20 protein-coding genes and 1 riboswitch are annotated in these 22,956 nt (G+C 71.3%); of the genes, 8 read left to right on the top strand and 12 right to left on the bottom strand.

The features are described from left to right. Window positions 1–65: 65 nt before the first annotated feature. Window positions 66–1,097: a septation protein SepH gene (gene sepH, locus ACZ4EG_RS04775; RefSeq protein ID WP_467789552.1), complete on the top strand. Its 1,032-nt coding sequence runs from the start codon at window positions 66–68 to the stop codon at window positions 1,095–1,097. Between the two features lie 84 nt (window positions 1,098–1,181). Here sepH and ACZ4EG_RS04770 read toward each other — a convergent pair whose 3' ends face one another. After that, window positions 1,182–2,033: a sulfurtransferase gene (locus tag ACZ4EG_RS04770; protein WP_467789551.1), complete on the bottom strand. Its 852-nt coding sequence runs from the start codon at window positions 2,031–2,033 to the stop codon at window positions 1,182–1,184. Window positions 2,034–2,353: 320 nt separating this feature from the next. Between ACZ4EG_RS04770 and ACZ4EG_RS04765 the strand changes: the two genes are divergently transcribed. Further along, entirely contained in the window at window positions 2,354–3,154 is an 801-nt protein-coding gene (locus tag ACZ4EG_RS04765) for a VOC family protein (protein WP_453555470.1), read from the top strand. A gap of 16 nt (window positions 3,155–3,170) precedes the next feature. Here ACZ4EG_RS04765 and ACZ4EG_RS04760 read toward each other — a convergent pair whose 3' ends face one another. The 5 genes from ACZ4EG_RS04760 to ACZ4EG_RS04740 form a co-directional block, all read right to left on the bottom strand. Next, window positions 3,171–3,821, bottom strand: a complete 651-nt coding sequence (locus ACZ4EG_RS04760; protein ID WP_467789550.1) for a thymidine kinase — start codon at window positions 3,819–3,821, stop codon at window positions 3,171–3,173. A gap of 75 nt (window positions 3,822–3,896) precedes the next feature. Further along, window positions 3,897–5,087 (bottom strand): alkaline phosphatase family protein, encoded by a 1,191-nt coding sequence (locus ACZ4EG_RS04755; protein ID WP_453555472.1) that lies wholly within the window; start codon window positions 5,085–5,087, stop codon window positions 3,897–3,899. After that, a complete protein-coding gene (locus ACZ4EG_RS04750; RefSeq protein WP_467789549.1) occupies window positions 5,087–5,683 on the bottom strand; it encodes a DUF5998 family protein in 597 nt (198 codons plus the stop codon). The genes ACZ4EG_RS04755 and ACZ4EG_RS04750 overlap by 1 nt, the downstream gene beginning before the upstream one ends. 1 nt (window position 5,684) lies before the next feature. Next, window positions 5,685–6,098, bottom strand: a complete 414-nt coding sequence (locus ACZ4EG_RS04745) for a hypothetical protein (RefSeq protein ID WP_467789548.1) — start codon at window positions 6,096–6,098, stop codon at window positions 5,685–5,687. Between the two features lie 18 nt (window positions 6,099–6,116). Then, window positions 6,117–8,945, bottom strand: a complete 2,829-nt coding sequence (locus tag ACZ4EG_RS04740) for a bifunctional acetate--CoA ligase family protein/GNAT family N-acetyltransferase (protein ID WP_467789547.1) — start codon at window positions 8,943–8,945, stop codon at window positions 6,117–6,119. A 178-nt stretch (window positions 8,946–9,123) separates the two neighbouring features. On the opposite strand from ACZ4EG_RS04740, the gene ACZ4EG_RS04735 reads away from it, so the two are divergent. After that, on the top strand, window positions 9,124–9,405 hold the full coding sequence (locus ACZ4EG_RS04735; protein WP_028802270.1) for an HPr family phosphocarrier protein: 282 nt from the start codon (window positions 9,124–9,126) through the stop codon (window positions 9,403–9,405). A gap of 146 nt (window positions 9,406–9,551) precedes the next feature. Here the strand turns inward: ACZ4EG_RS04735 and ACZ4EG_RS04730 are convergent, their stop codons facing one another. The 4 genes from ACZ4EG_RS04730 to ACZ4EG_RS04715 all read right to left on the bottom strand — a co-directional run bounded on the left by ACZ4EG_RS04730 (window position 9,552) and on the right by ACZ4EG_RS04715 (window position 14,370). Further along, window positions 9,552–10,247: a GntR family transcriptional regulator gene (locus ACZ4EG_RS04730; RefSeq protein WP_467789546.1), complete on the bottom strand. Its 696-nt coding sequence runs from the start codon at window positions 10,245–10,247 to the stop codon at window positions 9,552–9,554. A gap of 188 nt (window positions 10,248–10,435) precedes the next feature. After that, window positions 10,436–11,191 carry a M23 family metallopeptidase gene (locus tag ACZ4EG_RS04725; protein WP_453555480.1) on the bottom strand — a complete coding sequence of 252 codons (756 nt, stop codon included), beginning with the start codon at window positions 11,189–11,191 and terminating at the stop codon, window positions 10,436–10,438. A 12-nt stretch (window positions 11,192–11,203) separates the two neighbouring features. Beyond that, window positions 11,204–11,367, bottom strand: a riboswitch (cyclic di-AMP (ydaO/yuaA leader). A gap of 202 nt (window positions 11,368–11,569) precedes the next feature. Beyond that, a complete protein-coding gene (locus ACZ4EG_RS04720; protein ID WP_467789545.1) occupies window positions 11,570–12,958 on the bottom strand; it encodes a M16 family metallopeptidase in 1,389 nt (462 codons plus the stop codon). Next, on the bottom strand, window positions 12,955–14,370 hold the full coding sequence (locus ACZ4EG_RS04715; RefSeq protein WP_467789544.1) for a M16 family metallopeptidase: 1,416 nt from the start codon (window positions 14,368–14,370) through the stop codon (window positions 12,955–12,957). Before ACZ4EG_RS04715 ends, ACZ4EG_RS04720 begins: the two co-directional genes overlap by 4 nt. Before the next feature lie 341 nt (window positions 14,371–14,711). Here ACZ4EG_RS04715 and ACZ4EG_RS04710 point away from each other — a divergent pair, with 341 nt between their 5' ends. Beyond that, complete coding sequence (locus tag ACZ4EG_RS04710) at window positions 14,712–17,171, top strand: DNA gyrase/topoisomerase IV subunit A (protein WP_467789543.1); 2,460 nt, start codon at window positions 14,712–14,714, stop codon at window positions 17,169–17,171. 65 nt (window positions 17,172–17,236) lie between these two features. Here ACZ4EG_RS04710 and ACZ4EG_RS04705 read toward each other — a convergent pair whose 3' ends face one another. Beyond that, window positions 17,237–18,292 carry a CobW family GTP-binding protein gene (locus ACZ4EG_RS04705; RefSeq protein WP_467789542.1) on the bottom strand — a complete coding sequence of 352 codons (1,056 nt, stop codon included), beginning with the start codon at window positions 18,290–18,292 and terminating at the stop codon, window positions 17,237–17,239. Between the two features lie 139 nt (window positions 18,293–18,431). Here ACZ4EG_RS04705 and ACZ4EG_RS04700 point away from each other — a divergent pair, with 139 nt between their 5' ends. The 3 genes from ACZ4EG_RS04700 (at window position 18,432) to ACZ4EG_RS04690 (ending at window position 20,412) form a co-directional block, all read left to right on the top strand. Continuing rightward, window positions 18,432–19,121, top strand: coding sequence for a DUF6082 family protein (locus tag ACZ4EG_RS04700; protein ID WP_467789970.1), 690 nt, complete (start codon window positions 18,432–18,434; stop codon window positions 19,119–19,121). A gap of 250 nt (window positions 19,122–19,371) precedes the next feature. Then, window positions 19,372–19,608, top strand: coding sequence for a hypothetical protein (locus tag ACZ4EG_RS04695; protein ID WP_390707507.1), 237 nt, complete (start codon window positions 19,372–19,374; stop codon window positions 19,606–19,608). A 207-nt stretch (window positions 19,609–19,815) separates the two neighbouring features. After that, complete coding sequence (locus ACZ4EG_RS04690; protein WP_467789541.1) at window positions 19,816–20,412, top strand: DUF6082 family protein; 597 nt, start codon at window positions 19,816–19,818, stop codon at window positions 20,410–20,412. Window positions 20,413–20,424: 12 nt separating this feature from the next. On the opposite strand, the gene ACZ4EG_RS04685 is transcribed toward ACZ4EG_RS04690, so the two are convergent. Continuing rightward, a complete protein-coding gene (locus ACZ4EG_RS04685; protein WP_467789969.1) occupies window positions 20,425–21,591 on the bottom strand; it encodes a citrate synthase in 1,167 nt (388 codons plus the stop codon). Between the two features lie 99 nt (window positions 21,592–21,690). Between ACZ4EG_RS04685 and ACZ4EG_RS04680 the strand changes: the two genes are divergently transcribed. Beyond that, window positions 21,691–22,950, top strand: coding sequence for a citrate/2-methylcitrate synthase (locus tag ACZ4EG_RS04680; protein ID WP_453555492.1), 1,260 nt, complete (start codon window positions 21,691–21,693; stop codon window positions 22,948–22,950). Window positions 22,951–22,956: the final 6 nt, after the last annotated feature.

Raw genomic sequence — 22,956 nt, 5'->3', positions numbered from 1 at the left:
GCCACACTCGACTAGCGGAAGCAGCGACGCACGTGACGTCGGCAGGCACCACCCGGGAGGTCCCCATGCCCGAACTGCGTGTCGTGGCCGTCTCGAATGACGGCACACGGCTGGTGCTCAAGGCTGCCGACTCCACGGAGTACACGCTTCCGATCGACGAGCGGCTGCGCGCCGCCGTGCGCGGCGACCGGCCCCGCCTCGGCCAGATCGAGATCGAGGTCGAGAGCCATCTGCGGCCCCGCGACATCCAGGCACGTATACGTGCGGGCGCGACCGCGGAAGAAGTCGCGCAGCTCGCCGGCATCCCCGTGGATCGCGTACGGCGGTTCGAGGGCCCGGTGCTCGCCGAGCGCGCCTTCATGGCGGAGCGGGCCCGCAAGACCCCGGTCCGCAGACCGGGCGAGAACTCCGGTCCCCTGCTCGGCGAGGCCGTCCAGGAGCGACTGCTGCTGCGCGGTGCCGAGAAGGACACCGTGCAGTGGGACTCGTGGCGCCGCGACGACGGCACCTGGGAGGTCCTGCTGGTCTACCGGGTCGCGGGCGAACCCCACTCGGCGAGCTGGACGTACGACCCGCCTCGGCGGCTCGTGCAGGCCGTCGACGACGAGGCGCGCTCGCTGATCGGCGAGTCCGACGACCTCGCCGTACCGGAGCCGAGCTTTCCGTTCGTACCGCGCATCGCCCGGCTGCCCCGCGATCGTGCGCTGGACCGTGCCATGGACCGCGAGCGGCCGAGTCTGCCGGCGCAGGCATCCGAGCCCGCCGAGGAGAGCACGGGCGAACGGGACTCGCTGACCAGCCTGTTGGAGGCGGTGCCGAGCTTCCGGGGCGACATGGTGGTCCCGGAGCGCCCGGCGGAGGTGCCGGAGGAGCCCGTCATCGAGCCCGAGGCGGAGGAGCCTCCGGCCCCCGCGGCCTCGGCCGGATCCGCCTACGCGGACGTCCTCATGCCGCGCTCCGTCGGCAGCCACCGCGACCGCCTCATCGGCGCCACCGACCGCCAGGCCGAGGCCGACGGCGTCCGCCCGGGCCGCCGGGCGGCCGTCCCCAGCTGGGACGAGATCGTCTTCGGGACGCGCCGCAAGAAGCAGGAGTAACCGGCCGAGAAGCAGGAGTGGCCGGTCTCGTACGACCGTGCGCAGAAGGGGCCCCGCTCACGAGCGGGGCCCCTTCTCCTGCCGTTACTGGGGGTCGGGCCCCACGGCCACCGGCCGGGACGGGTCCCCGGACCACTCCGACCAGGAACCCGCGTACAACGCCGCCGGAATGCCCGCGATGGCAAGCGCCAGTACCTCGTGCGCTCCCGAGACGCCCGAGCCGCAGTACACGCCGACCTCCGCGTCCTCGGACGCCCCGAGGGACTTGAAGCGGGCCCGCAGCTCCTGAGCGGGCAGGAACCGCCCGTCCGCCGCCACGTTCTCGGTCGTCGGCGCGGACACGGCCCCCGGGATGTGCCCGCCGACCCGGTCGATCGGCTCCACGTCGCCCCGGTACCGCTCCCCCGCCCGCGCGTCGAGCAGCACACCGGAGCGGGCCAGCGCGGCGGCGCCGTCCGCGTCCAGCAGCCCCACGGCACCCGGCGCGGGCACGAAGTCGCCCTCGGCGGGCGTGGGCACGTCCGTCGACAGCGGCCCCTCCCAGGCGGGCAGTCCGCCGTCCAGGACCCGCGCATCCGGATGACCCGTCCAGCGCAGCAGCCACCAGGCACGGGCCGCAGCCCAGCCCTGACCACCGTCGTACACAACCACCGGCCGGCCGGTGGTCACACCCGCCCGGCGCATGACGGCGCCGAAACCGGCCGTGTCCGGCAGCGGATGCCGGCCATTTTTACCCGGGGGCGAGGCGAGTTCCCGGTCCAGGTCGACGAAGACCGCGCCGGGGATGTGCCCGGCCTCGTACTCGGCCCGGCCGTCGAAGGCCGGTGCTCCCGCCGCCTTGGCCAGGCTGAGCTGCCAGCGGACGTCGAGCAGCACCGGCGGGTTGTCCCCGGTCAAGTCGTGCGCGAGTCGCGTTGCGGTGATGATGGCTTTCATGGCCTCCATCCTTACGTCAGGGGTGGCCGCATCGTCCAGGTCCGACTACTCTGCTCGGCCGGACAGGATCGATCACCAGGCGTACGGGATCGGGCACATGCTGTGCAGCTGATGGACACCCGGCGGCAATCACCCGGAAACGGGAGAGAAAAGGCAGAGCAGGCATCCTCGCGGCGGCGCCGCACGGCAGCGGCGCGGCCGCGGCGCGCGATGTCACGGAGGGTGCGAGCATCGGCACGGGGCGTGCGCGCGACTGCGGCACACCGATCCGGAGAGCGGAAGCGACACGGCCACCGCGAGGGGCCGGGGAGAGAGTGACGATGACCGAGGCACGGGGGTCGGCGGGCCCGAACGGCACGCGAACTCGGCGCGAGCCCGGCACGCCCTGCTGGGTGACCCTGATGGCACACGGCCTGGCCGCGACCGAGGAGTTCTACGGTGCGCTGTTCGGCTGGGAGTTCGAGCCCGGTCCCCAGCAACTCGGCCCCTATGTGCGGGCCCTGCTCGACGGGCAGGAGGTGGCAGGCATCGGTCAACTACCGCCGGACCGTCATCTGCCGATCGCCTGGACGCCGTACCTCTCCTCGGACGACGTGGACCGGATGGCCGAGACCGTACGGCTGTGCGGCGGCACCGTGGGCGTGGGCCCCCTGGACATGGCCGAGGCCGGTCGGCTGCTGATCGCCTCCGACCCCTCGGGGGCGGTGTTCGGCATCTGGCAGGCGGCGGAGCACCACGGCATGGCCGTCTCCGGCGTGCCCGGCACGCCCTCCTGGAACGAACTGCTCACCTTCGAGACGGCGAGCGTCGCCAAGTTCTACAAGACGGTGTTCGGCTTCCAGGAGGAGGCAGTGGTGTCCGCCGGCTTCGACTATGTGACGCTGCACGTCGGCGGGCGCCCGGTGGCCGGCATCCACGGCGTGGGCAACGCGCTGCCCCGCGACCGGGGCCCGCACTGGCTGACGTACTTCGAGGTCGCCGACACCGACGAGACGCTGCGCCGGGTCGCCGAGCTTGGCGGCCAGGTGCTGAAGCCGGCCCATGACACCGAGCACGGCCGGGTGGCGACGGTGGCGGATCCGGAGGGCGCCGTCTTCTCCGTGGTCCAGAGCCCGCGCTGAGCCCCGGTGGGGCGCCTCAGTCCGTCGGGACCGGCAGGACGTCCGGGGACAGTGCCGCCGCACGCGCCGTCGCGGCCGTCATTCGGCGCCGGTGGTGTCGGCGGCACAGCACCTCGTAGCCGACCTCGTCCCTGGACTGATTGACGTCGCCGACGACCACCTGGGCACCCTCGACGACCATTTCGCCGCCGACCGTGCGCGCGTTGTGGGTGGCGCGGGCTCCGCACCAGCACAGGGCCTCGACCTGGAGGACCTCGACCCGGTCGGCGAGTTCCACCAGCCGCTGGGAGCCGGGGAACAGCTTGGAGCGGAAGTCGGTCGTGATGCCGAAGGCATAGACGTCGACGGCCAGGTCGTCGACGACGCGCGCCAGTTGGTCTATCTGCTCCGGGGCCAGGAACTGCGCCTCGTCGGCGATCACGTAGTCCGCGCGGCGGCCCTGGGAGAGATGGTCGACGAGATACGCGTACAGGTCCTGGCCGTCCTCGACCTCCACCGCGTCGGTGACCAGGCCGAGACGTGAGGACAGCTTGCCCTCACCGGCCCGGTCGTCGCGCGTGAAGATCATGCCGACGAGACCGCGCGCGGAGCGGTTGTGCTCGATCTGGAGAGCCAGCGTCGACTTCCCGCAGTCCATCGTTCCGGAGAAGAACACCAGCTCGGGCATGGGGAGTTGAGCACCTTTCGGCGAGGCGAAGACGGGCGGGACGGCGGGCGGTGCTTCGGGAGCGAACTTCGAGCGTCAGGAGCGTACTTCGAGCAGAGGCACCAACTGCTCGGCAGGGGTCATCGAACCGTGGTTGCCGATCAGCGCCGACTCCTTCGGCTCCCGCTCGGAGGCGATGATCAGGACGTCGTCGTGCGCGGCCGCGACCACATCGCCGATCCGTGCGTAGACGCGGTCGTCGACCCGGGGGCCGAACCAGCCCGCCGCGATCGCCTCGTCCCGCGAGGCCACCCAGAACTGCTCGCCGAGCACCTCGCGCCAGCAGGTGAGGACGTCGTTCTCGGCGCCCGGCAGCGCGTAGACATGGCGGGCGCGGCCCTCGCCGCCCAGCAGGGCGACCCCGGCGCGCAGCTCCCAGTCCTCGTCGAAGTCGAAGCGGTGCTGCTCGTCGGAGGGCACGTCGACCATGCCGTGGTCGGCGGTGACGTACAGCGCGGTGCGCGGCGGGAGCTGCTCGGCCAGCCGCTGGACGAGGCGGTCGACATACATGAGCTGGCCGCGCCAGGTGTCTGAGGCGACGCCGTAGCGGTGCCCGGCGCCGTCCAGCTCGGCGTAGTAGGTGTACACCAGGGAGCGGTCGGCGGCGGCCAGTTGCTCGGCCGCGATGTCCATGCGGTCCTCGCCGGTCAGCCGTCCGTGGAACGCTCCGCCACTGAGTGCGATCTTGGTCAGCGGGGTGTTCTGGAAGGCGGGGGACGACACCTGGGCGGCGTGCACGCCCGCCTCGTGGGCCAGCTGGAAGACGGTGGGGTACGGCTGCCAGGCACGCGGGTCGGTGTACGGCTGCCAGCGGAGCTGGTTCATCAGCTCACCGGTCTGCGGGTTCCGGGCCGAGTAGCCGGGCAGGCCGTGCGCGCCCGGCGGAAGGCCGGTGCCGACGGAGGCGAGGGAGGTCGCGGTGGTCGCCGGGTAGCCTGCGGTGATCGGGCGTCCCGTGCCCCCGCGCGAACTCGCCAGCAGCGAGGTCATGAAGGGGGCCTCGTCCGGGTGGGCCTTCAACTGCTCCCAGCCGAGCCCGTCGATCAGGAAGACACAGTTGCGGTCGGCCGCGGTCAGCTCCTGGATCCCGGCGGTCATACCCGGTACGGCCATACCGGCGGCCAGGGTGGGCAGGAGATCGGCGAGCGAACCGCTGCCGTACTCGGGGAGCGGCGCGGTGCCGAGGGCGAGCGGTTCCGGGTGGTCCCAGGCGGTGGGGTACGCCATCAGTGTGTGACGTCCGCTGTTGCTTCGGAGATGGCCTGCGCGAAGGCGAGTGCCTGACGCACCGTCTCCGGGCCGTCCCCGGCCTCGCTGACGCGCAGGCTCAGGTCGTCCGCCGTCGAGTTGCCCGTGTAGCCGTGATCGGCCTCGCAGTTGGGGTCGCCGCAGGCGGCGGGCTCCAGGTCGATGCGGGAGACGGCACCCCAGCCGATGGTCAGCACGACCTCGCGGGGCAGCGAGCCCGGCGCGTACTGCTCCGGGTTGGCGACCACTCGGCTGACCACGACGGACGAGATCCGGCCGAGCTTCACGGACTCCGTGGACGTCGTGGCGTACGGCGTCGGGGAGGTGCTGTCGGCGGCCTGCTCGTCGGTGTGGCTGACGATGAAGCGGTTGCCGGTGAGGACGAGCACGGTCACATGCCGCCGCACCTCGTTCTGGTCGAACGTCGTCTCCTGGTGGACCAGGTACGACCGGATGGGCTCGCCGCCCACAGCGGCCTCCACCGCCTCGGCCACGAGGGCCGGGTAGTAGCCGCTGCGCTCGATCGCCGCGCGCAGCCCCTGGGTCGTCGTACTGGTCTTGGCCATGACGTCCATCCTAATCCGTGGGCAAGGGGGCTCCGGGCCAGTCGTGGGCGGCCGGGGCGGTATGAGCGCCCGCGCGCGCGTGCCGGAGGACGAGCCCGGGCCGGATGTCGAGCCGTTCCGCGGCGATCAGACAGGAGACGGGCTCACTGCCGCCGGCGTCCGCTTCGAACGCGACCACCAGGGGCGGTGTTTCGCCGAGCGTCCGCGCGAGACGTGCCGTCTCCCCGGTGGTGGGCGGGCGGAAGACGGGGTCCTGGAAGCCGAGCGGACAGGACACGAAGGCCGGGGCGACGAAGACCAGCTCCAGGCCGTGGTGGTAGGTGAGGTCGTGCCCGGCGGCCAGGCGGAGCTGCCCCGCGCCCCAGACGATCACTTTCCAGTCCCACCAGCTGCCGTCGGGCAGCTCCCGTCCGGCGATCTCCATGCGCTCCCCCTCCCCCGCTCAGTAGGCCGGCAACGTGCGCGGGCCGAGGTCGTCACGGGCGGGCGGCGGCGCGAGCCGCAGGGTGGCGCCGAGGACGCTCACGCCGTGCGGGGCGACGACGACCGGCTCCAGGGTCACGGCGACGACCTCCGGGTGGTCGTCGACCAGCCGGGACACGCGCAGCAGCAACTCCTCCAGGGCGGGTGTGTCGACGGGGGTCGACCCGCGCCAGCCGAACAGCAGCGGCGCGGTCCGGATCGACCGCACCAGCGAGGTCGCCTCCCGGTCGGTGACCGGGACCAGCCGGTGCGCCATGTCGCCGAGCAGCTGGGAGGCGGCTCCGGCGAGCCCGAAGGACAGCACTGCTCCGGCCGCCGGATCGATCACGGCCCGTACGACGGTGTCGACGCCCCGGGGTGCCATCGACTGCACGACCGGCCGCAGCCCCTCCGGCTTCCCGAACAGCTCGGTCAACTCCGCGTACGCCCGGCGCAGTTGTTCCTCGTCCGCCAGGTCGAGCCGGACCCCGCCCAGGTCGGCGCGGTGGCGCAGATGGGGGGCGGTGGCCTTGAGGGCGACTGGGTAGCCGAGGGTCCGGGCGGCTTCGGCGGCGGTGTCGGGGGTGGGGGCGGGCAGCGCGCGGCGGACGTGGATGCCGTACTTCCCGAGCAGCTCGCAGGTCTCCTCCGAGCCGAGCGTGAGTCCCTGCCCGCGCTCCAGCAGCCCGCCGATCAGCTCCGCGGCGCCCTTCTCGTCGATGTCGTCGTACTCGGGGACCCGGCCCGGATCGGCGGCCTCGCGTCGCCACTGCGCGTACTTCACGGCTTCGGCGAGGGCCCGGGCGGCCCGCTCCGCGGCGGGGTAGGCGGGGATCAGGCGGGAGCCGTTCCGGGCGGTGTCCGCCTGAACCGGTACGGCGCTGGGGGACGGCTGTGCCTCTCCCGCGCCGGGCGTGCGGTCCGTGGGGCGGTTCGGTGCCGTACTGGCCGCGGCCGACAACGCCTCCGCGAGCCCGCCGAGCTCCACGTGCACGACGAGTGCCGGTTTGGAGGGAGCGGCAGCGGCGGCGGACCGCAGTGCCTCGGCCAGCTCCGCGTCCCCGGGCGACCCCTCCCCGATGGCCGGTATGGCCGTGACGACCACCGCGTCGCACGAGTCGTCGGCCAGCGCCTGGGACAGCGCCCGCCGGAAGTCCTCAGCGGTGGCGCCGGTCGTCAGGTCGAGGGGCCGCTGCGGCCGCAGCCCCTCGGCGAGGCACGCGTCGTACGTCAGCTGTCCCAGGGACTCGGAGTTCCCCAGGATCGCCACCCGCGGCCCGCCGGGCAGGGGCTGCCGGGCGAGCAGCAGCCCCGCATCCACCAGTTCGGTGATCGTGCCGACCCGGATCACCCCGGCCTGCCGCAGCAGCGCGGAGACGGTCGCGTGCGACAACTGCGTGGCCCGTACCGCGTGGCCCTGTGGAGCGGACCCGGCCCCCTGCACCACGACGAGCGGCTTGGCGACGGCCGTGCGCCGGGCGAGGCGGGTGAACTTGCGCGGGTTGCCGATGGATTCCAGGTACATGAGGACGACGTCGGTGTCGGGGTCGTCGTACCAGTACTGGATGACGTCGTTGCCGGAGACGTCTGCGCGGTTGCCGGACGAGACGAAGGTGGACACGCCCGTGACCCCGGTGACTCCGCCGCCGCGCCGGTGCAGCCGGGACAGCAGCGCGATGCCGATCGCCCCGGACTGGGCGAAGAGCCCGATCCGGCCGGGGCGGGGCAGCTCCGGCGCCAGGGACGCGTTGAGCCGCACCTCCTCGGAGGTGTTGATGATCCCGAAGGCGTTGGGCCCGATGATGCGCATGCCGTACGCGCGCGCCTGCCGGACGAGTTCACGCTGCCGCTCGCGGCCCTCGGGTCCGCTCTCCGCGTATCCGGCGGACAGTACGACGAGCCCCTGCACGCCGTGTTCCCCGCACTCGGCGACCACCTCGGGCACGCGTTCGGCCGGTACGGCGACGACCGCGAGGTCGACGGGGCCGTCGATGTCCCGCACCGAGCGGTGGGCGGGCACGCCGTCGATCTCCTTCAACTCGTCCGGGAAGGCCTTGTTCACGGCGTGCAGGCGGCCGGTGAACCCGGCGTCCCGGATGTTGCCGAGGACACCGCGGCCCACCCCGCCGGGCGTGCGTCCGACGCCGACGACCGCGACGGAGCCGGGCGCGAGGAGCCGCCGTACGGACCGCGCCTCCGCGCGCTGCTCCCGCGCGCGCTGCACGGCGAGCGAGCGGTCGGTGGGTTCGAGGTCGAATTCCAGGCGTACGACGCCGTCCTCGAAGCTGCGTTTCTGGGTGTAGCCGGCGTCCGTGAACACCTTGATCATCTTGGTGTTGGCGGGCAGCACCTCGGCGGCGAACCGGCGGATGCCGCGCTCGCGCGCGACGGCCGCGATGTGTTCGAGGAGGGCGGAGGCGACCCCGCGCCCCTGGTGCGCGTCCTGCACGAGGAAGGCGACCTCGGCCTCGTCGGCGGGGGCGGAGGCGGGCATGCCGCCGACGCCAATGCGGTCATAGCGTACGGTTGCGATGAACTCGCCGCCGATGGTGGCCGCGAGTCCCACCCTGTCCACAAAGTCGTGGTGCGTGAAGCGGTGGACGTCCTTGGCGGACAGTCGTGGGTACGGCGCGAAGAAGCGGTAGTACTTCGACTCGTCCGAGACCTGCTCGTAGAAACTGACCAGGCGGTCGGCGTCATCAACGGTGATGGGCCTGATGCGCGCGGTACCCCCGTCGCGCAGCACTACGTCCGCCTCCCAGTGAGTGGGGTACTCGTGCCGGTCCTGCCGGCCCGCCGAGGTCTGCATGGGCCCCAGAGTACGGCTCGCGTCGGACAACGGCGCGAGGCAGTCTGTGGAGGACGGAAGTCGGATCGAGGCCGAGGTCCGACGTCATCTCCGGAGCGGAACACAGGCCCGCTCCGGGCATGCTTCACGATATGGGAAACTGGTCTAGACAACCCTGAACAGTGAAGGGCAGCATCACATGGCTGAGCGCCGCGTCAACGTCGGCTGGGCCGAGGGCCTCCACGCCCGCCCCGCCTCCATCTTCGTCCGGGCCGCCACGGCCTCCGGCATCCCCGTGACGATCGCCAAGGCCGACGGCAACCCCGTCAACGCGGCCTCCATGCTGGCCGTCCTCGGGCTGGGCGCCCAGGGCGGCGAGGAGATCGTCCTCGCTTCCGACGCCGAGGGTGCGGACGCCGCCCTCGACCGTCTCGCGAAGCTCGTCGCCGAGGGCCTGGAGGAACTGCCCGAGACCGTCTGAGCCACCGCGCCGAACGCCGGAGCCGCGTCAGCCCTTTCGGGCGGCGCGGCTTCGCCGTATTCTCATGGAAATTCCGGGCGTACGGAAATCAGGGCAGCGGAAATGCACCTCCGCCGAATATCCCTTCTTTGTATACGGCGCCCGTGTTAATGCCGCAGGCCCGACATGTTTACGGCATGTTGCGAAGTCCTCACACGGTCCGAACGGTCCCCGCCGCCGGGAAAGCGCAATCGGTGCGCGGATGTCGCGCGCTCGGTGTGCAGCGCCGTGATCGCCCGCGCGCGCTCGCCGTCGCCGCGCGCCACCGCGTCCACGATGGCGCCGTGCTCCGTCCAGGACTCCACCGGGTTGGCGGGCGCCTCCACCGTGTACATCCAGGCGATCTTGTGCCGCAGCTGGGTCAGCATCGAGGTCAGGGCGTGACTGCCGGAGGCCTGCGCGAGCGTCTCGTGGAACCAGCCGCCCAGGGAGCGCAGATCCTCGTGGCTGCCCCGCCTGGCCCGCTCCTGGCCCAGCCTCACCAGGCCGCGCAGCACCTTGAGATGGGCCTCGGTGCGCCGCTGCGCGGCCCGGGAGGCGCCGAGCGGCTCCAGCAGCATGCGCATCTCCAGCAGGTCGGCGGCCTCCTGCTCGGTCGGTTCGGCGACGCACGCGCCCGCGTGCCGCCGCGTCACCACGAAGCCCTCGGCCTCCAGGGTGCGCAGTGCCTCGCGGACGGGGACGCGCGAGACGCCGTAGCGGCGCGCGAGGAGTTCCTCGGTGAGCCGGCCGCCGCGCTCGTAGACACCGGCGACGATGTCGTCCCTGATCGCCGTGCATACCGAGCTCGCCGGAATACGCATGACCGACCTCCGCTTTAATCCCCGTGAAACGTCGCCGATTGACGTGTGTTCCGTGACTCTATTGCAATCAACGGGAATTTCCGATGGCGTGCCGGAATCCATGGATATTTTTTGGACAGCGGGGCGGCCGAAACGGCGAAAGCCCCGGCTCGGGGAGCCGGGGCTTCGGGAAGCGGTGCGCCCTGCCGTCAGACGTTCACGCCGTGCTTGCGGAGGTAGGCGACGGGGTCGACGTCCGAGCCGTACTCCGGGGTCGTCCGGGCCTCGAAGTGGAGGTGCGGCCCGGTGACGTTGCCGGTCGCGCCGGAGAGGCCTATCTGCTGGCCGGGAAGGACCTTCTGGCCCACGGAGACGCCGATGGACGACAGATGGCCGTACTGGGTGTACATGCCGTCCGCCATCCGGATCACGATCTGGTTGCCGTACGACCCGCCCCAGCCGGTCGACACGACCGTGCCGGAGCCCACCGCGTGCACGGTGGTTCCGCTGGAGGCGTGGAAGTCGATGCCGGTGTGGGAGCCGGAGGACCACAGGGATCCGCCGGTCTTGTAGCCGGTGGAGACATACGAGTTCGCGATCGGCGCCACGAACGCGTTGAGCCGCTTGCGCTCGGCCTCGCGGGCGGCGCGCGCCTTGGCCTCGCGCTCCTTCTCCGCCAGGGCGACGGCCTTCTTGCGCGCGGCCTCCTCGGCCGCCTTCTGCTCGGCGGCCTGCTCCTGGGCCGCGGCCTGGGCATCGATCTGCTCGGCGACCGAGTCGCCCATGGTGATGACCGGCGTGAGACCGGTGTCCGCGGGGGCGGGCTCGGCGGCGAGGGCCGGAGAGGCCGCGAGGGTGCCGACGGCACCGGTGGTGGCGAGGGCCGCGACGCCCGCCGCGCGGGCGGTGGTGCGGTGCATCCGGCCGGGACGGCGGTGCTTCCCGGTGGCGCGGGTGAACGCCATGTAGTGGCTGGTCCTTTCCTTCCCTCTCGCCTACCGGGTTAGCTGACGGGTTCGGAGCAGGAAGGTCTCCTACGGACCCCCTCGCGGCACGCGCGGGTGTCCGATTCACCCCAGGGACTGCGTGGGTCCCCGGCTCCCCTGGCTCGCGCCGTACGGGGACTCGGCGATGACTGTCCGGTGCCGCGGGTGCGGCGCACTGCCCGACGAACAGCCTGGACGACGCTATGCGGGCGGTCTTTGGATCCCCAAACCGAAGCCGGATTTTGTAGCGCATCCCACAGGGCAGACAGGCAACCTCCGCCCCAATTCGGACATCTTGGAGAAACGTTCGTGGGTCCTGACGACCCGTCGGCCGACAGGACCCACGCGCGCGTGCCTCTACTCGGCCGAGACGACGGTGACTTCGCCGATGCCGAGAGCCTCGACCGGCTCCTTGATCTGGGCGGCGTCGCCCACCAGGACCGTCACCAGACGGTCCACCGGGAAGGCGTTGACCACCGCGGCGGTGGCCTCCACGGTGCCGGTGGCGGCGAGCTGCCGGTACAGCGTCGCCTGGTAGTCGTCCGGCAGATACTGCTCGACCTGGTCGGCCAGCGTGCTCGCCACGGCCGCCGCGGTCTCGTACTTCAGCGGCGCGACCCCCACGAGGTTCTGCACGGCGACGTCGCGCTCGGCGTCGGTGAGGCCCTCGCCGGCGAGCTTGCGCAGCACCGCCCACAGGTCCTGCAGCGCGGGACCGGTGTTCGGGGTGTCCACGGAGCCGCTGATGGCGAGCATCGAGGCACCCGCGCCGTCCGGGGCGGACCTGAGGACCTGCCCGAACGAGCGCACACCGTAGGTGTAGCCCTTCTCCTCGCGCAGGACGCGGTCCAGGCGGGAGGTGAGGGTGCCGCCGAGGCAGTACGTGCCGAGCACCTGGGCGGCCCACACGCGGTCGTGCCGGTCCGCGCCGACCCGCCCGATGAGCAGCTGCGTCTGGACGGCTCCGGGGCGGTCCACGATGACGACCCGGCCGGTGTCGTCGGCGGTCACCGGCGGCACGGGCCGCGGCTGCGCCGAGGAGCCGTTCCAGTCGCCCAGGGTCTCGCCGAGCAGCGCGTCCAGGTCGATGCCGGTGAGGTCGCCGACGACCACGGCGGTGGCCGTGGCGGGCCGCACGTGCCGGTCGTAGAAGCCGCGGACGGCCGCCGCGTCGATCTTCTCGACGGTCTCCTCGGTGCCCTGGCGCGGGCGCGACATGCGCGCGGTCGCCGGGAACAGCTCCTTCGAGAGCTCCTTGGCGGCACGGCGGGAGGGGTTCGCCAGCTCGTGCGGGATCTCGTCGAGGCGGTTGCGCACCAGCCGGTCCACCTCGCTCTCGTCGAACGCGGGTGCCCTGAGGGCGTCGGCGAGCAGGCCGAGCGCCTTGCCGAGGCGGGAGGCGGGGACCTCCAGGCTCAGCCGGACGCCCGGGTGGTCGGCGTGCGCGTCCAGGGTCGCGCCGCAGCGCTCCAGCTCGGCGGCGAACTCCTCGGCGGAGTGCTTGTCGGTGCCTTCGGAGAAGGCCCGCGCCATGATCGTGGCGACACCGTCGAAACCGGCCGGCTCGGCGTCCAGCGGCGCGTCCAGGAGCACCTCGACGGCGACGACCTGCTGGCCGGGGCGGTGGCAGCGCAGAACGGTCAGGCCGTTCTCCAGCGTGCCGCGCTCGGGGGCCGGGAAGGCCCACGGCTTCGCCTCGCCCGCACGGGGCTGGGGGTGGAACTCCATCGCGGCGAGCTCGGTCACTTGGCCGCCTCCTCGTCCTCGTTGTGGTCGGCGGTGGGCGCTTCCACGGTGGCTTCCGACTCCGGGTCCTCGGGGAAGTCCTCGTCCTGGGTGTGCTCCGCGGACTCGGCGGAGAGCGGCTCGTAGACGAGCACCGCGCGGTTGTCCGGGCGCAGGCGGGCCTTGGCCACCTCCTGGACCTCCTCCGGCGTCACCTCCAGGACGCGCTGGACGGCGGTCAGGGCGAGCTGCGGGTCACCGAACAGGACCGCGAACCGGCACAGTTCGTCGGCGCGGCCGGCGACCGTGCCGAGCCGGTCCAGCCACTCGCGCTCCAACTGGGCCTGGGCACGCTCCATTTCCTCGGGCGTGGGGCCCTCCTCCGCGAAGCGGGCGAGTTCCTCGTCGATGGCGGTCTCGATGACCGGCACCTCGACGTCGCCGGAGGTCTTCACGTCCAGCCAGCCCAGGGAGGGCGCCCCGGCCAGCCGCAGCAGGCCGAACCCGGCCGCGACGGCCGTACGGTCGCGGCGCACGAGCCGGTTGTACAGGCGGGACGACTCGCCGCCGCCCAGGACGGTGAGCGCCAGGTCGGCGGCGTCGGACGCGCGCGTGCCGTCCTGCGGGAGCCGGTAGGCGGCCATCAGGGCGCGTGCCGGGACCTCCTCCACGACGACCTCGCGCAGCTGCTCGCCGATGACCTCCGGCAGCGAGCCGTCGCGGGGCTCGGGCTTGCCGTCGTGGGAGGGGATCGAGCCGAAGTACTTCTCGATCCAGGCCAGGGTCTGCTGCGGGTCGATGTCGCCGACCACGGAGAGCACGGCGTTGTTGGGCGCGTAGTACGTCCGGAAGAACCGGCGCGCGTCCTCCAGCGTGGCCGCGTCCAGGTCGGCCATCGAGCCGATCGGCGTGTGGTGGTACGGGTGGCCCTCCGGGTAGGCGAGGGCGGTGAGCTTCTCGAAGGCGGTGCCGTACGGAACGTTGTCGTAGCGCTGCCGGCGCTCGTTCTTGACGACGTCCCGCTGGTTCTCCATGGACTCGTCGTCGAGGGCGGCCAGCAGCGAGCCCATGCGGTCGGCCTCCAGCCAGAGGGCGAGCTCCAGCTGGTGGGCGGGCATGGTCTCGAAGTAGTTGGTGCGCTCGAAGCTGGTGGTGCCGTTGAGCGAGCCGCCGGCGCCCTGCACCAGCTCGAAGTGACCGTTGCCCTTCACCTGCGCGGAGCCCTGGAACATCAGATGCTCGAAAAGGTGAGCCAGGCCGGTACGGCCCTTGACTTCGTGGCGGGAGCCGACGTCGTACCAGAGGCACACCGCCGCGACCGGGGTCAGGTGGTCCTCGGAGAGCACCACGCGCAGACCGTTGGCCAGGCGGTGCTCGGTCGCTGCCAGGCCCCCGGAGCCTGCCTCGGCCTTGGTCGTGTGACCCATGGGCATGTACGTCCCTTCGATCGCGGAAGCGGTTGTGCAACCGCTGTGTTCCTGCCGGTCCTGCCACTGTATGCAAGCGGCCGCAGCCTCGGTGAAGTTCCCGCCGGACGTACGCCCACAGCGGATCGCGTAGCCTGCGGGAGTCGTGCCGCGGGGCGGCTCCTCCGGCGCCGCGCGCCACCGGGAAGGGCCGCCTGCACCGGGTCCTGGCCCGGCTTGTCAGTACCGCGGTCCACAATGGTCCGATCAGACCCGTTCACGCTTCAGAAAGAGTGAGCCGAAGGGGTGCGTCGACACCGACGTGAGCGACCCGTAGGCGAGCGACCAGAAAAGAGGAGCCGGCAGCGATGGCCCGCCGCAGCACGAAGACCCCGCCGCCCGACGACTCGTACGAGGAGAAGATCCTCGACATCGACGTCGTGGACGAGATGCAGGGCTCCTACCTCGAATACGCGTATTCGGTCATCTACTCGCGTGCCCTGCCGGACGCCCGTGACGGCCTCAAGCCGGTGCACCGCCGGATCGTCTACCAGATGAACGAGATGGGCCTGCGCCCCGACCGCGGCTATGTGAAGTGCGCGCGTGTCGTCGGCGACGTGATGGGCAAGCTCCACCCGCACGGCGACGCGTCGATCTACGACGCCCTGGTGCGCATGGCCCAGCCGTTCTCCATGCGCGTCCCGCTGGTCGACGGGCACGGCAACTTCGGCTCGCTGGGCAACGACGACCCGCCGGCCGCCATGCGGTACACCGAGTGCCGGATGGCCGAGGCCACGAGCCTGATGACCGAGTCGATCGACGAGGACACGGTCGACTTCGCCCCCAACTACGACGGCCAGGAGCAGGAACCGGTCGCCCTGCCCGCCGCCTTCCCGAACCTGCTGGTGAACGGCGCGTCGGGTATCGCGGTCGGCATGGCCACGAACATGCCGCCGCACAACCTCGCCGAGGTCGTCGCGGCCGCCCGGCATCTGATCCGCCACCCGAACGCGGACCTGGACACACTGATGAAGTACGTCCCGGGGCCCGACCTGCCCACGGGAGGCCGGATCGTCGGCCTCTCCGGGGTCCGGGACGCGTACGAGACGGGCCGCGGCACGTTCAAGATCCGCGCCACGGTGACGGTGGAGAGCGTGACGGCGCGCCGTATGGGCCTCGTCGTCACCGAGCTGCCCTTCACGGTCGGCCCGGAGAAGGTCATCACCAAGATCAAGGACCTGGTCAACGCGAAGAAGCTGCAGGGCATCGCGGACGTCAAGGACCTCACGGACCGCGCGCACGGCCTGCGTCTGGTCATCGAGATCAAGAACGGCTTCGTGCCGGAGGCGGTCCTGGAGCAGCTCTACAAGCTGACGCCGATGGAGGAGTCCTTCGGCATCAACAACGTGGCCCTGGTGGACGGCCAGCCGCTCACGCTGGGCCTCAAGGAGCTCCTCGAGGTCTATCTCGACCACCGCTTCGACGTCGTGCGCCGCCGCTCGGAGTACCGCCGCGGCAAGCGTCGCGACCGGCTGCACCTGGTGGAGGGCCTGCTCACCGCCCTCGTCGACATCGACGAGGTCATCCGTCTGATCCGCTCCAGCGAGAACAGCGCGCAGGCGAAGGAGCGCCTGATGGAGCGCTTCTCGCTGTCGGAGATCCAGACCCAGTACATCCTCGACACGCCGCTGCGCCGCCTCACCAAGTACGACCGCATCGAGCTGGAGGCGGAGAAGGACCGGCTCAACGCGGAGATCGCCGAGCTGACCCGGATCCTGGACTCGGACGCCGAGCTGCGCAAGCTGGTCTCCGCCGAACTGGCCCAGGTGGCCAAGAAGTTCGGCACCGAGCGGCGTACGGTCCTGCTGGAGTCCTCGGGCGCCCCGGCGGCGGCCGTGCCGCTGCAGGTGGCGGACGACCCGTGCCGGGTGCTTCTGTCGTCGACGGGCCTGCTGGCCCGCACCGTGAACGGCGAGCCCTTCGCGCAGGACGCCGAGGCCAGACGCTCCAAGCACGACGTGATCGTCTCGGCGGTGCCGGCCACGGCGCGCGGCGAGGTGGGCGTGGTGACGTCGGCGGGCCGCCTGCTGCGGCTGAACGTGGTCGATCTCCCGCAGCTGCCGGAGACGGTGGCGGCGCCGAACCTCTCCGGAGGGGCGCCCCTCGCGGAGTTCGTCTCCCTGGAGGACGACGAGACGGTGATCTGTCTGACCACGCTCGACGAGTCGTCCCCGGGCCTCGCGCTCGGCACGGCACAGGGCGTCGTCAAGCGTGTGGTGCCCGACTACCCGTCCAACAAGGACGAGTTGGAGGTCATCACGCTCAAGGAGGGCGACCGGATCGTCGGCGCGGTGGAGCTGCGCACCGGCGAGGAGGACCTGGTGTTCATCACGGACGACGCGCAGCTGCTGCGCTACCAGGCGTCCCAGGTCCGTCCCCAGGGCCGGCCGGCGGGCGGCATGGCGGGCATCAAGCTCGCCGAGGGCGTGAAGGTGATCTCCTTCACGGCGGTCGACCCGGCGGTGGACGCGGTGGTCTTCACCGTCGCGGGCTCGCGCGGCACGCTGGACGACTCGGTCCAGACGACCGCCAAGCTGACCCCGTTCGACCAGTACCCGCGCAAGGGCCGTGCCACCGGCGGCGTGCGCTGCCAGCGGTTCCTGAAGGGCGAGGACTGCCTCTCCCTGGCCTGGGCGGGCGCGCTCCCGGCACGGGCGGCACAGAAGAACGGCACCCCGGTCGAGCTCCCGGAGATCGACCCGCGCCGGGACGGCTCCGGCACGTCGCTGGCGAAGACCGTGTCGGTGGTGGCGGGTCCGGTCTTCTGACCGGCCCGATCCGGTCTGGCCGGCAGACCGATCCGGTCGTCCAGCAGGCCGGTCCGGTCCGCCGGCTAGACCGGCGGGGCCCCTTCTTCGGGGTCCCGTACGTAGCGCAGGACACCCCACATGCCGCGCTCGTCGGCGTGTGGGGCGTCGTTCCCGCACGCCTCCAGTTCCTTGGCGAGGGTGGCGGTGTCGATGCCGGAGCCGATCAGGACGAGCTGGGTGAGGCGTGCCTCCCCGGGCGTCCAGGGCTGCGGGTAGAAGCGCAGAAACCGCCCCACCGCGTGGACGGCGTAGCGGTTCAGGGCGTCGTGGGGCCCGAAGTCGACGTACCCCTTGATGCGGTAGAGCCCCTCGGACCGGCTGTCGAGGAACTCCATCAGCCGACGCGGGTCCAGGGGGACCTCGCAGACGAAGGACAGGCTGTCGTACGCCGTGTGCAGATGCCCGGCGTGCTCGTCGTCGCTGTCGTGGTCGTGGAGGTCGTCGAAGGACAGCTGCCCGACGCGCTCCTCGCTCGGCCTGCAGTCGAAGAGGAACTCCGGGTCGATGCGCCCATAGGTGGCGGGGACGACGGCGGCACGGTCGGTGAGCGAGCCGACGATGCCGAGGACGCGATCGGCATCGGCCGCCCGGTCGAGCTTGTTGACCACGACCAGATCGGCGAGGGCGAGGTGCCGGTCGATCTCGGGGTGTTGCTCGCGGGTGGTGTCGAACTCGGCGGCGTCGACGACCTCGACGAGTCCGCCGTAGACGATCCCGGGATGCTCGCTGGCGAGCACCATCCGCACGAGCTCCTGGGGTTCGGCGAGTCCGCTGGCTTCGACGACGATGACGTCGATGCCGGCCGACGGGTTCGCGAGCCGCTCCAGATACAGATCCAGTTCGCTCGCGTCGACGGCACAGCACAGGCATCCGTTGCCCAGGGAGACCGTGGAGTCGCCGAGTGCGCCGGCCACGGCCATCGCGTCGATCTCGATGGCCCCGAAGTCGTTGACGATCGCCCCGATGCGGCTGCCTCCGCTGCGGTGCAGGAGATGATTGAGCAGCGTGGTCTTCCCCGAGCCCAGGAACCCGGCCAGTACGACGACCGGGATCTGCTGCGGACCTCGGCTTTGCCCCACTCTGTGACCTCTCTCACGCGGACGCGTGCACCGGCTCTCGGCCCGGCGCACGAACGACGATGGGAATGCCGACTCAGGATACGAGCGGGAAGAAACACCGCGAAGTGAACGATTGTTAGCACCTCTTGCGGGGCAGACGATGGGCAGGCGCCGGAGCGTGCGACCCTCGCTTCCTTCCGTGCGCCTCCTCTCCGCCTCCCCGCCGATCAGAGCCGCTCGGCACACTCTGGGAGACGGCAAGCGCCGCCCACCGCTCGCCGGTCCCCTCCAGTCGACCCGCACCCCGACGACCGGCGGACGGCCGCCTGATTCGGGGGTTGACATGGCCACACAGAGTTCAGGGATAGGGAGGATCGTTTCGGCTGCCAAAGCAAAGCTCGCAGCCGTCATCGACTCCATCGGCACGCGGAGGGCACGTCACCGCAGAAGGGCCGCTCTCACTCAACAACACCGGCTCCACTTCGACCTGATGTGCAAGGCCATGGACGATCCCGCCCTGGCCGCGGTGCTCGACACCTACGAGACCGACATTCCGCTGGAGAAGCAGCGCCAGTTCCTCTTCGCGAACGCGCTCTACATCAATGCCCTGTACTTCCACCGGATCGAAGCCCTGTCCAAGGCGGAGCTCTACGGACACCTGCGGATCATGTGCCAGAACAGAGTGTTCCGCGAGTACTGGGAGGCGACCCTCCACCACAGGCAGAGCCTGCCCGAAACGTCGGAGGAGTTCCTTCTGGGCCGGATGATGGACGATCTCATCCAGGAACTGGCCGATTCCGACACGGACGAGTGGTGGGTGGTGGGCGAACCCCCCAGTGACCCGTCCTGATCGCGCCGGCACCTCCTTCACCCCTTCCCGGGGTCCGTCAAGAGGCAGTGATCGAGCTTCACTCGACTGCCTTGTCGCAACTCGGCCCCCGCGAGCACCAAAGTCGCTATCTTGTCGCTTGCCCTCTCCGGGCACTCCGACGAACACCCCTGCGCTCGGAGACAGACCGCTCCGACGCACACACCTGCCCGGAGACCGCCACGCTCGGAGGAGACCTACTTACTCTGAGCCACAAGGCGGGTATCTCCCTGTGAAGATCGTGCGACGTGTCGGGGCCTCGCCTCGCGAGCGTGGCAGCAGCACCGGTCAGTCATGCCCCGACATCTTTGAACTCAGTAACGGCGATTTCGCCGTCATTGGGCGCGAAGCCACCGCTGAACTCGACCCTGAGCTCCCTCCGGACGCCGCACGTGCCGACTATGAGCGCATCGTCGTCATCACACGCGAGACCTTGGTACGGGCCAAAAGCGACATCCCCGACGCCTGACACCGCCGAGCACAGCACCACCAGCCCTTTAGTCACCGCCCTCGCATGCTCGACCCGGTTTCTGCGGCACTGCGCGGGGAACCATCGTGGTCGACCCGAGGGGGACGTTTGACGCGTGGGGCAGGCTGGAACTCGGTTGCCAGGTACGGCACTTGGCTGGTCGCGGCGGTCATCGCGATCGTCTTGGTGTGTTTGGCCTCCGTTGCCGTGAGCGGCTGGCTGATAGACGGCGTCGAGCGAGCGAACGGCGGCCTGCGAAAGGCCGCCCAACGCAGCGTCCTCGGCGAGTACTTCGGCGCCGTCAGCGCCGTCTTCTCGGGCGTCGCCCTGCTCCTCCTGGTCGTCACACTGCTCTTCCAGCAACGTGAGCTGCACTTGCAGCGCCGGGAACTCGCCCTGCAGCGAGAGGAACTGATCGCCTCACGCGACGAACTCCGCAGGAGCGCCGCCGCAGATCTGCGAGCTCTCCATCTCCAGCTCACACAGATGCAGATGGCGGATCCGGCGTTGGCCGAGGTCTGGAACGACTGGCCCGGCCAGCCTCCCGCGGACGTACGGCAACTGCTCTTCGCGAACCTCACCTACGGCCATTACATGCTGGTGTACGAATGGGGAAGCACCACCGAGGACGAGGTACTCGCCCACGCACGAAGGCTGGTGCAGAGCCCCTCGTTCCGTCGCTACTGGCTGCTCTCCCGTGAGGCAAAGGCCGCCCTCCCGCCGGACAGCGTCGAAGGACGCTTCTTCCGGCTCTTCGACCGGGCCGTCAGCGAAACGCAGACCGGAGGTTCACCACCGGCCTGACCGCCGCTCGCGTCACCCCGCCGTGGGCACCGCCACCGGCGGCTCCGGGCCCACATACCGGGCCGCCGGGCGGATGATCTTCGAGTCCTGGGCCTGCTCCAGGATGTTGGCGCTCCAGCCCACCACGCGGGCCGCGGCGAACGTGGGGGTGAACATCTCGCGCGGCAGGCCGCACAGTTCCATGACCACGCCCGCGTAGAACTCGACGTTCGTGTGGAGTTCGCGTCCGGGCTTCAGCTCGGCGAGGATCGCCTCGACATGGCGCTCGACCTCGACGGCGAAGTCGACGCGCGAGCCGCCGAACCCCCGGGCGATGTCCCGGAGCATCCGCGAACGGGGGTCCTCCGTGCGGTAGACGGCGTGCCCGAAGCCCATGATGCGGTCACCGGCGAGAACGCGCCCCCTGATCCAGGAGTCGATCCGGTCCGGGGTCCCTATCGCGTCCAGGGTGTCCAGCGCGCGGCTGGGCGCACCCCCGTGCAGCGGCCCGGACAGCGCACCGACCGCTCCCACGAGACACGCCGCCGCATCCGCGCCCGTCGACGCGATGACCCGGGCCGTGAAGGTTGACGCGTTGAAGCCGTGATCAATGGTTGAGATCAGGTACTGCTCGATCGCCCGGGCCCGCCGGGGATCAGGTTCCACACCCGTGAGCATGTAGAGGTAGTTGGCCGCGTACGACAGGTCTTCGCGCGGCTCCACCGGGTCGAGCCCCTGCCCGAGCCGGTACAGCGAGGTGAGCAGGGTCGGTACGGCCGCGCAGGCGGCGAGGGTGTCCGCGCGACGCCGGTCCGCGTCGACGTCGTACACCGGCCGGAATCCCTTCGCCGCACCCAGCAGCGACAGTGCCGTGCGCAGCCCGGCCAGCGGGCCGGAGGTGCGGCTCGCGGCGGCGACGGCGGGCAGGGCGGCCCGGACCTCGTCCGGCAGGCTCCGCAGCGCGGCGGTCCGGGCGGAGAAGGCGGTGCGCCGCTCGGCGTCCGGCAGTTCGCCATGGACCAGGAGATGCCAGACGTCCTCGAAGCAGCGGGTCCGCGCGAGTTCGACGGCCGAGTACTGGCGGTAGTGGTAGAAGCCTTCGAGCCCCCGGACGTCGCCGATCTCGGTGTCGGTGACGACGACGCCCGCAAGTCCGCGCGGGACGTCGACGAGGGTGGCCGCGGCCCTGTTGATGGACATCATTTTCCTCCCTGGACTTGATTCCACTGTCAATGCTTGACTATTTCCCTGTCAATATTGATTCAGTCAATATGCCGGGAGGCGGCTACGGTGACCCCCATGCGCGATCAAGAACCGGCTTCCGGCCGCCCCGGGCGGAGGCTGAGCACCAAGGAGACCGCCGAAGCGCTCGGCGTGAAGCCGGAGACCGTGTACGCGTATGTGAGTCGCGGTCAGCTCAGCAGCAGGCGCGAGCCCGGCGGCCGCGGCAGCACCTTCGACGCCAAGGAGGTGGAGGCCCTCGCCCGGCGCAACAGGCGGGAGAGCAGCGTGCGTTCGGGCTCCGGCGGCGAACTGTCCGTACGCACCCGCATCACACTGATCGACAAGGACCGGTACTTCTTCCGGGGCGTGGACGCCACCCGGCTCGCCGCCGACCACTCCTACGAGGAGGTCGCCGAGTGGCTGTGGACCGGGCGGATGCGCCCCGGCGTCACCTTCACCGCGCCGGAGGCCGTCGTCGCCGTCGTCCGCCGCGCCGTGGACGCCCTGCCCGAACACACGGCGCCCATCGACCGGCTGCGGGTCGCGGCGATCGCCGCGGCGGCGGAGGACCCGCTGCGCTTCGACCTGTCCGAGCAGGCCGTGCTCGGCACCGCGCGCGTCCTGATCCCCACACTGGTCGCCGCCCTGCCGCCCCACCCGTACGCCCACCACCACGACGACGGTCCACTGGCCCACCGCCTATGGGGCCGGCTGACCGGGCACGAGGCCGACGAGGCGTCACTGCGCGCCCTGGACACGGCACTCGCCCTGCTCGTCGACCACGACCTGGCCGCCTCGACGCTCGCGGTGCGGGTCGCCGCCTCGGCCCGCGCCCACGCGTACGCCGCCGTCTCGGCCGGACTCGGCGTGATCGAGGGCCCGTTGCACGGCGCGGCCAGCGGACTCGCCCACCGGATGCTGCAGGACGTGCTCGAACGCGGCACCGCGGTCCCGGTGATCGCGGACGAACTCCGCGCCGGCCGCCGCATCCCCGGACTCGGCCACCGGCTCTACGCGGGCGAGGACCCACGCGCGCGTGCCCTGTTCGCCCTCCTGGAGCGGGTTCCGCGCGCGGAACCCGCCCTGCTCGCGGCCCGCGACGTCGTCACCACCACCGCCCGCCACACCCCGCTGCACGCGAATGTCGACCTGGCCCTCGCCGTGCTCACCGTGTCCTCGGGCATGCCCGCCACGGCGGGCGAGACGATCTTCGCCGTGGCCCGGACGGCCGGCTGGATCGCCCATGCCCTGGAGGAGTACGGGGAACGCCCGTTGCGCATGCGGCCCAGCGGACACTACGTGGGACCGAGACCGCCTCAACCACTGCCTGAGTAGGACACC

The organism is Streptomyces sp. NPDC025638 (genome assembly GCF_055558775.1).
Note: the sequence above shows the minus strand (reverse complement) of the source record. Positions and strands in the feature narration are given on the sequence as shown.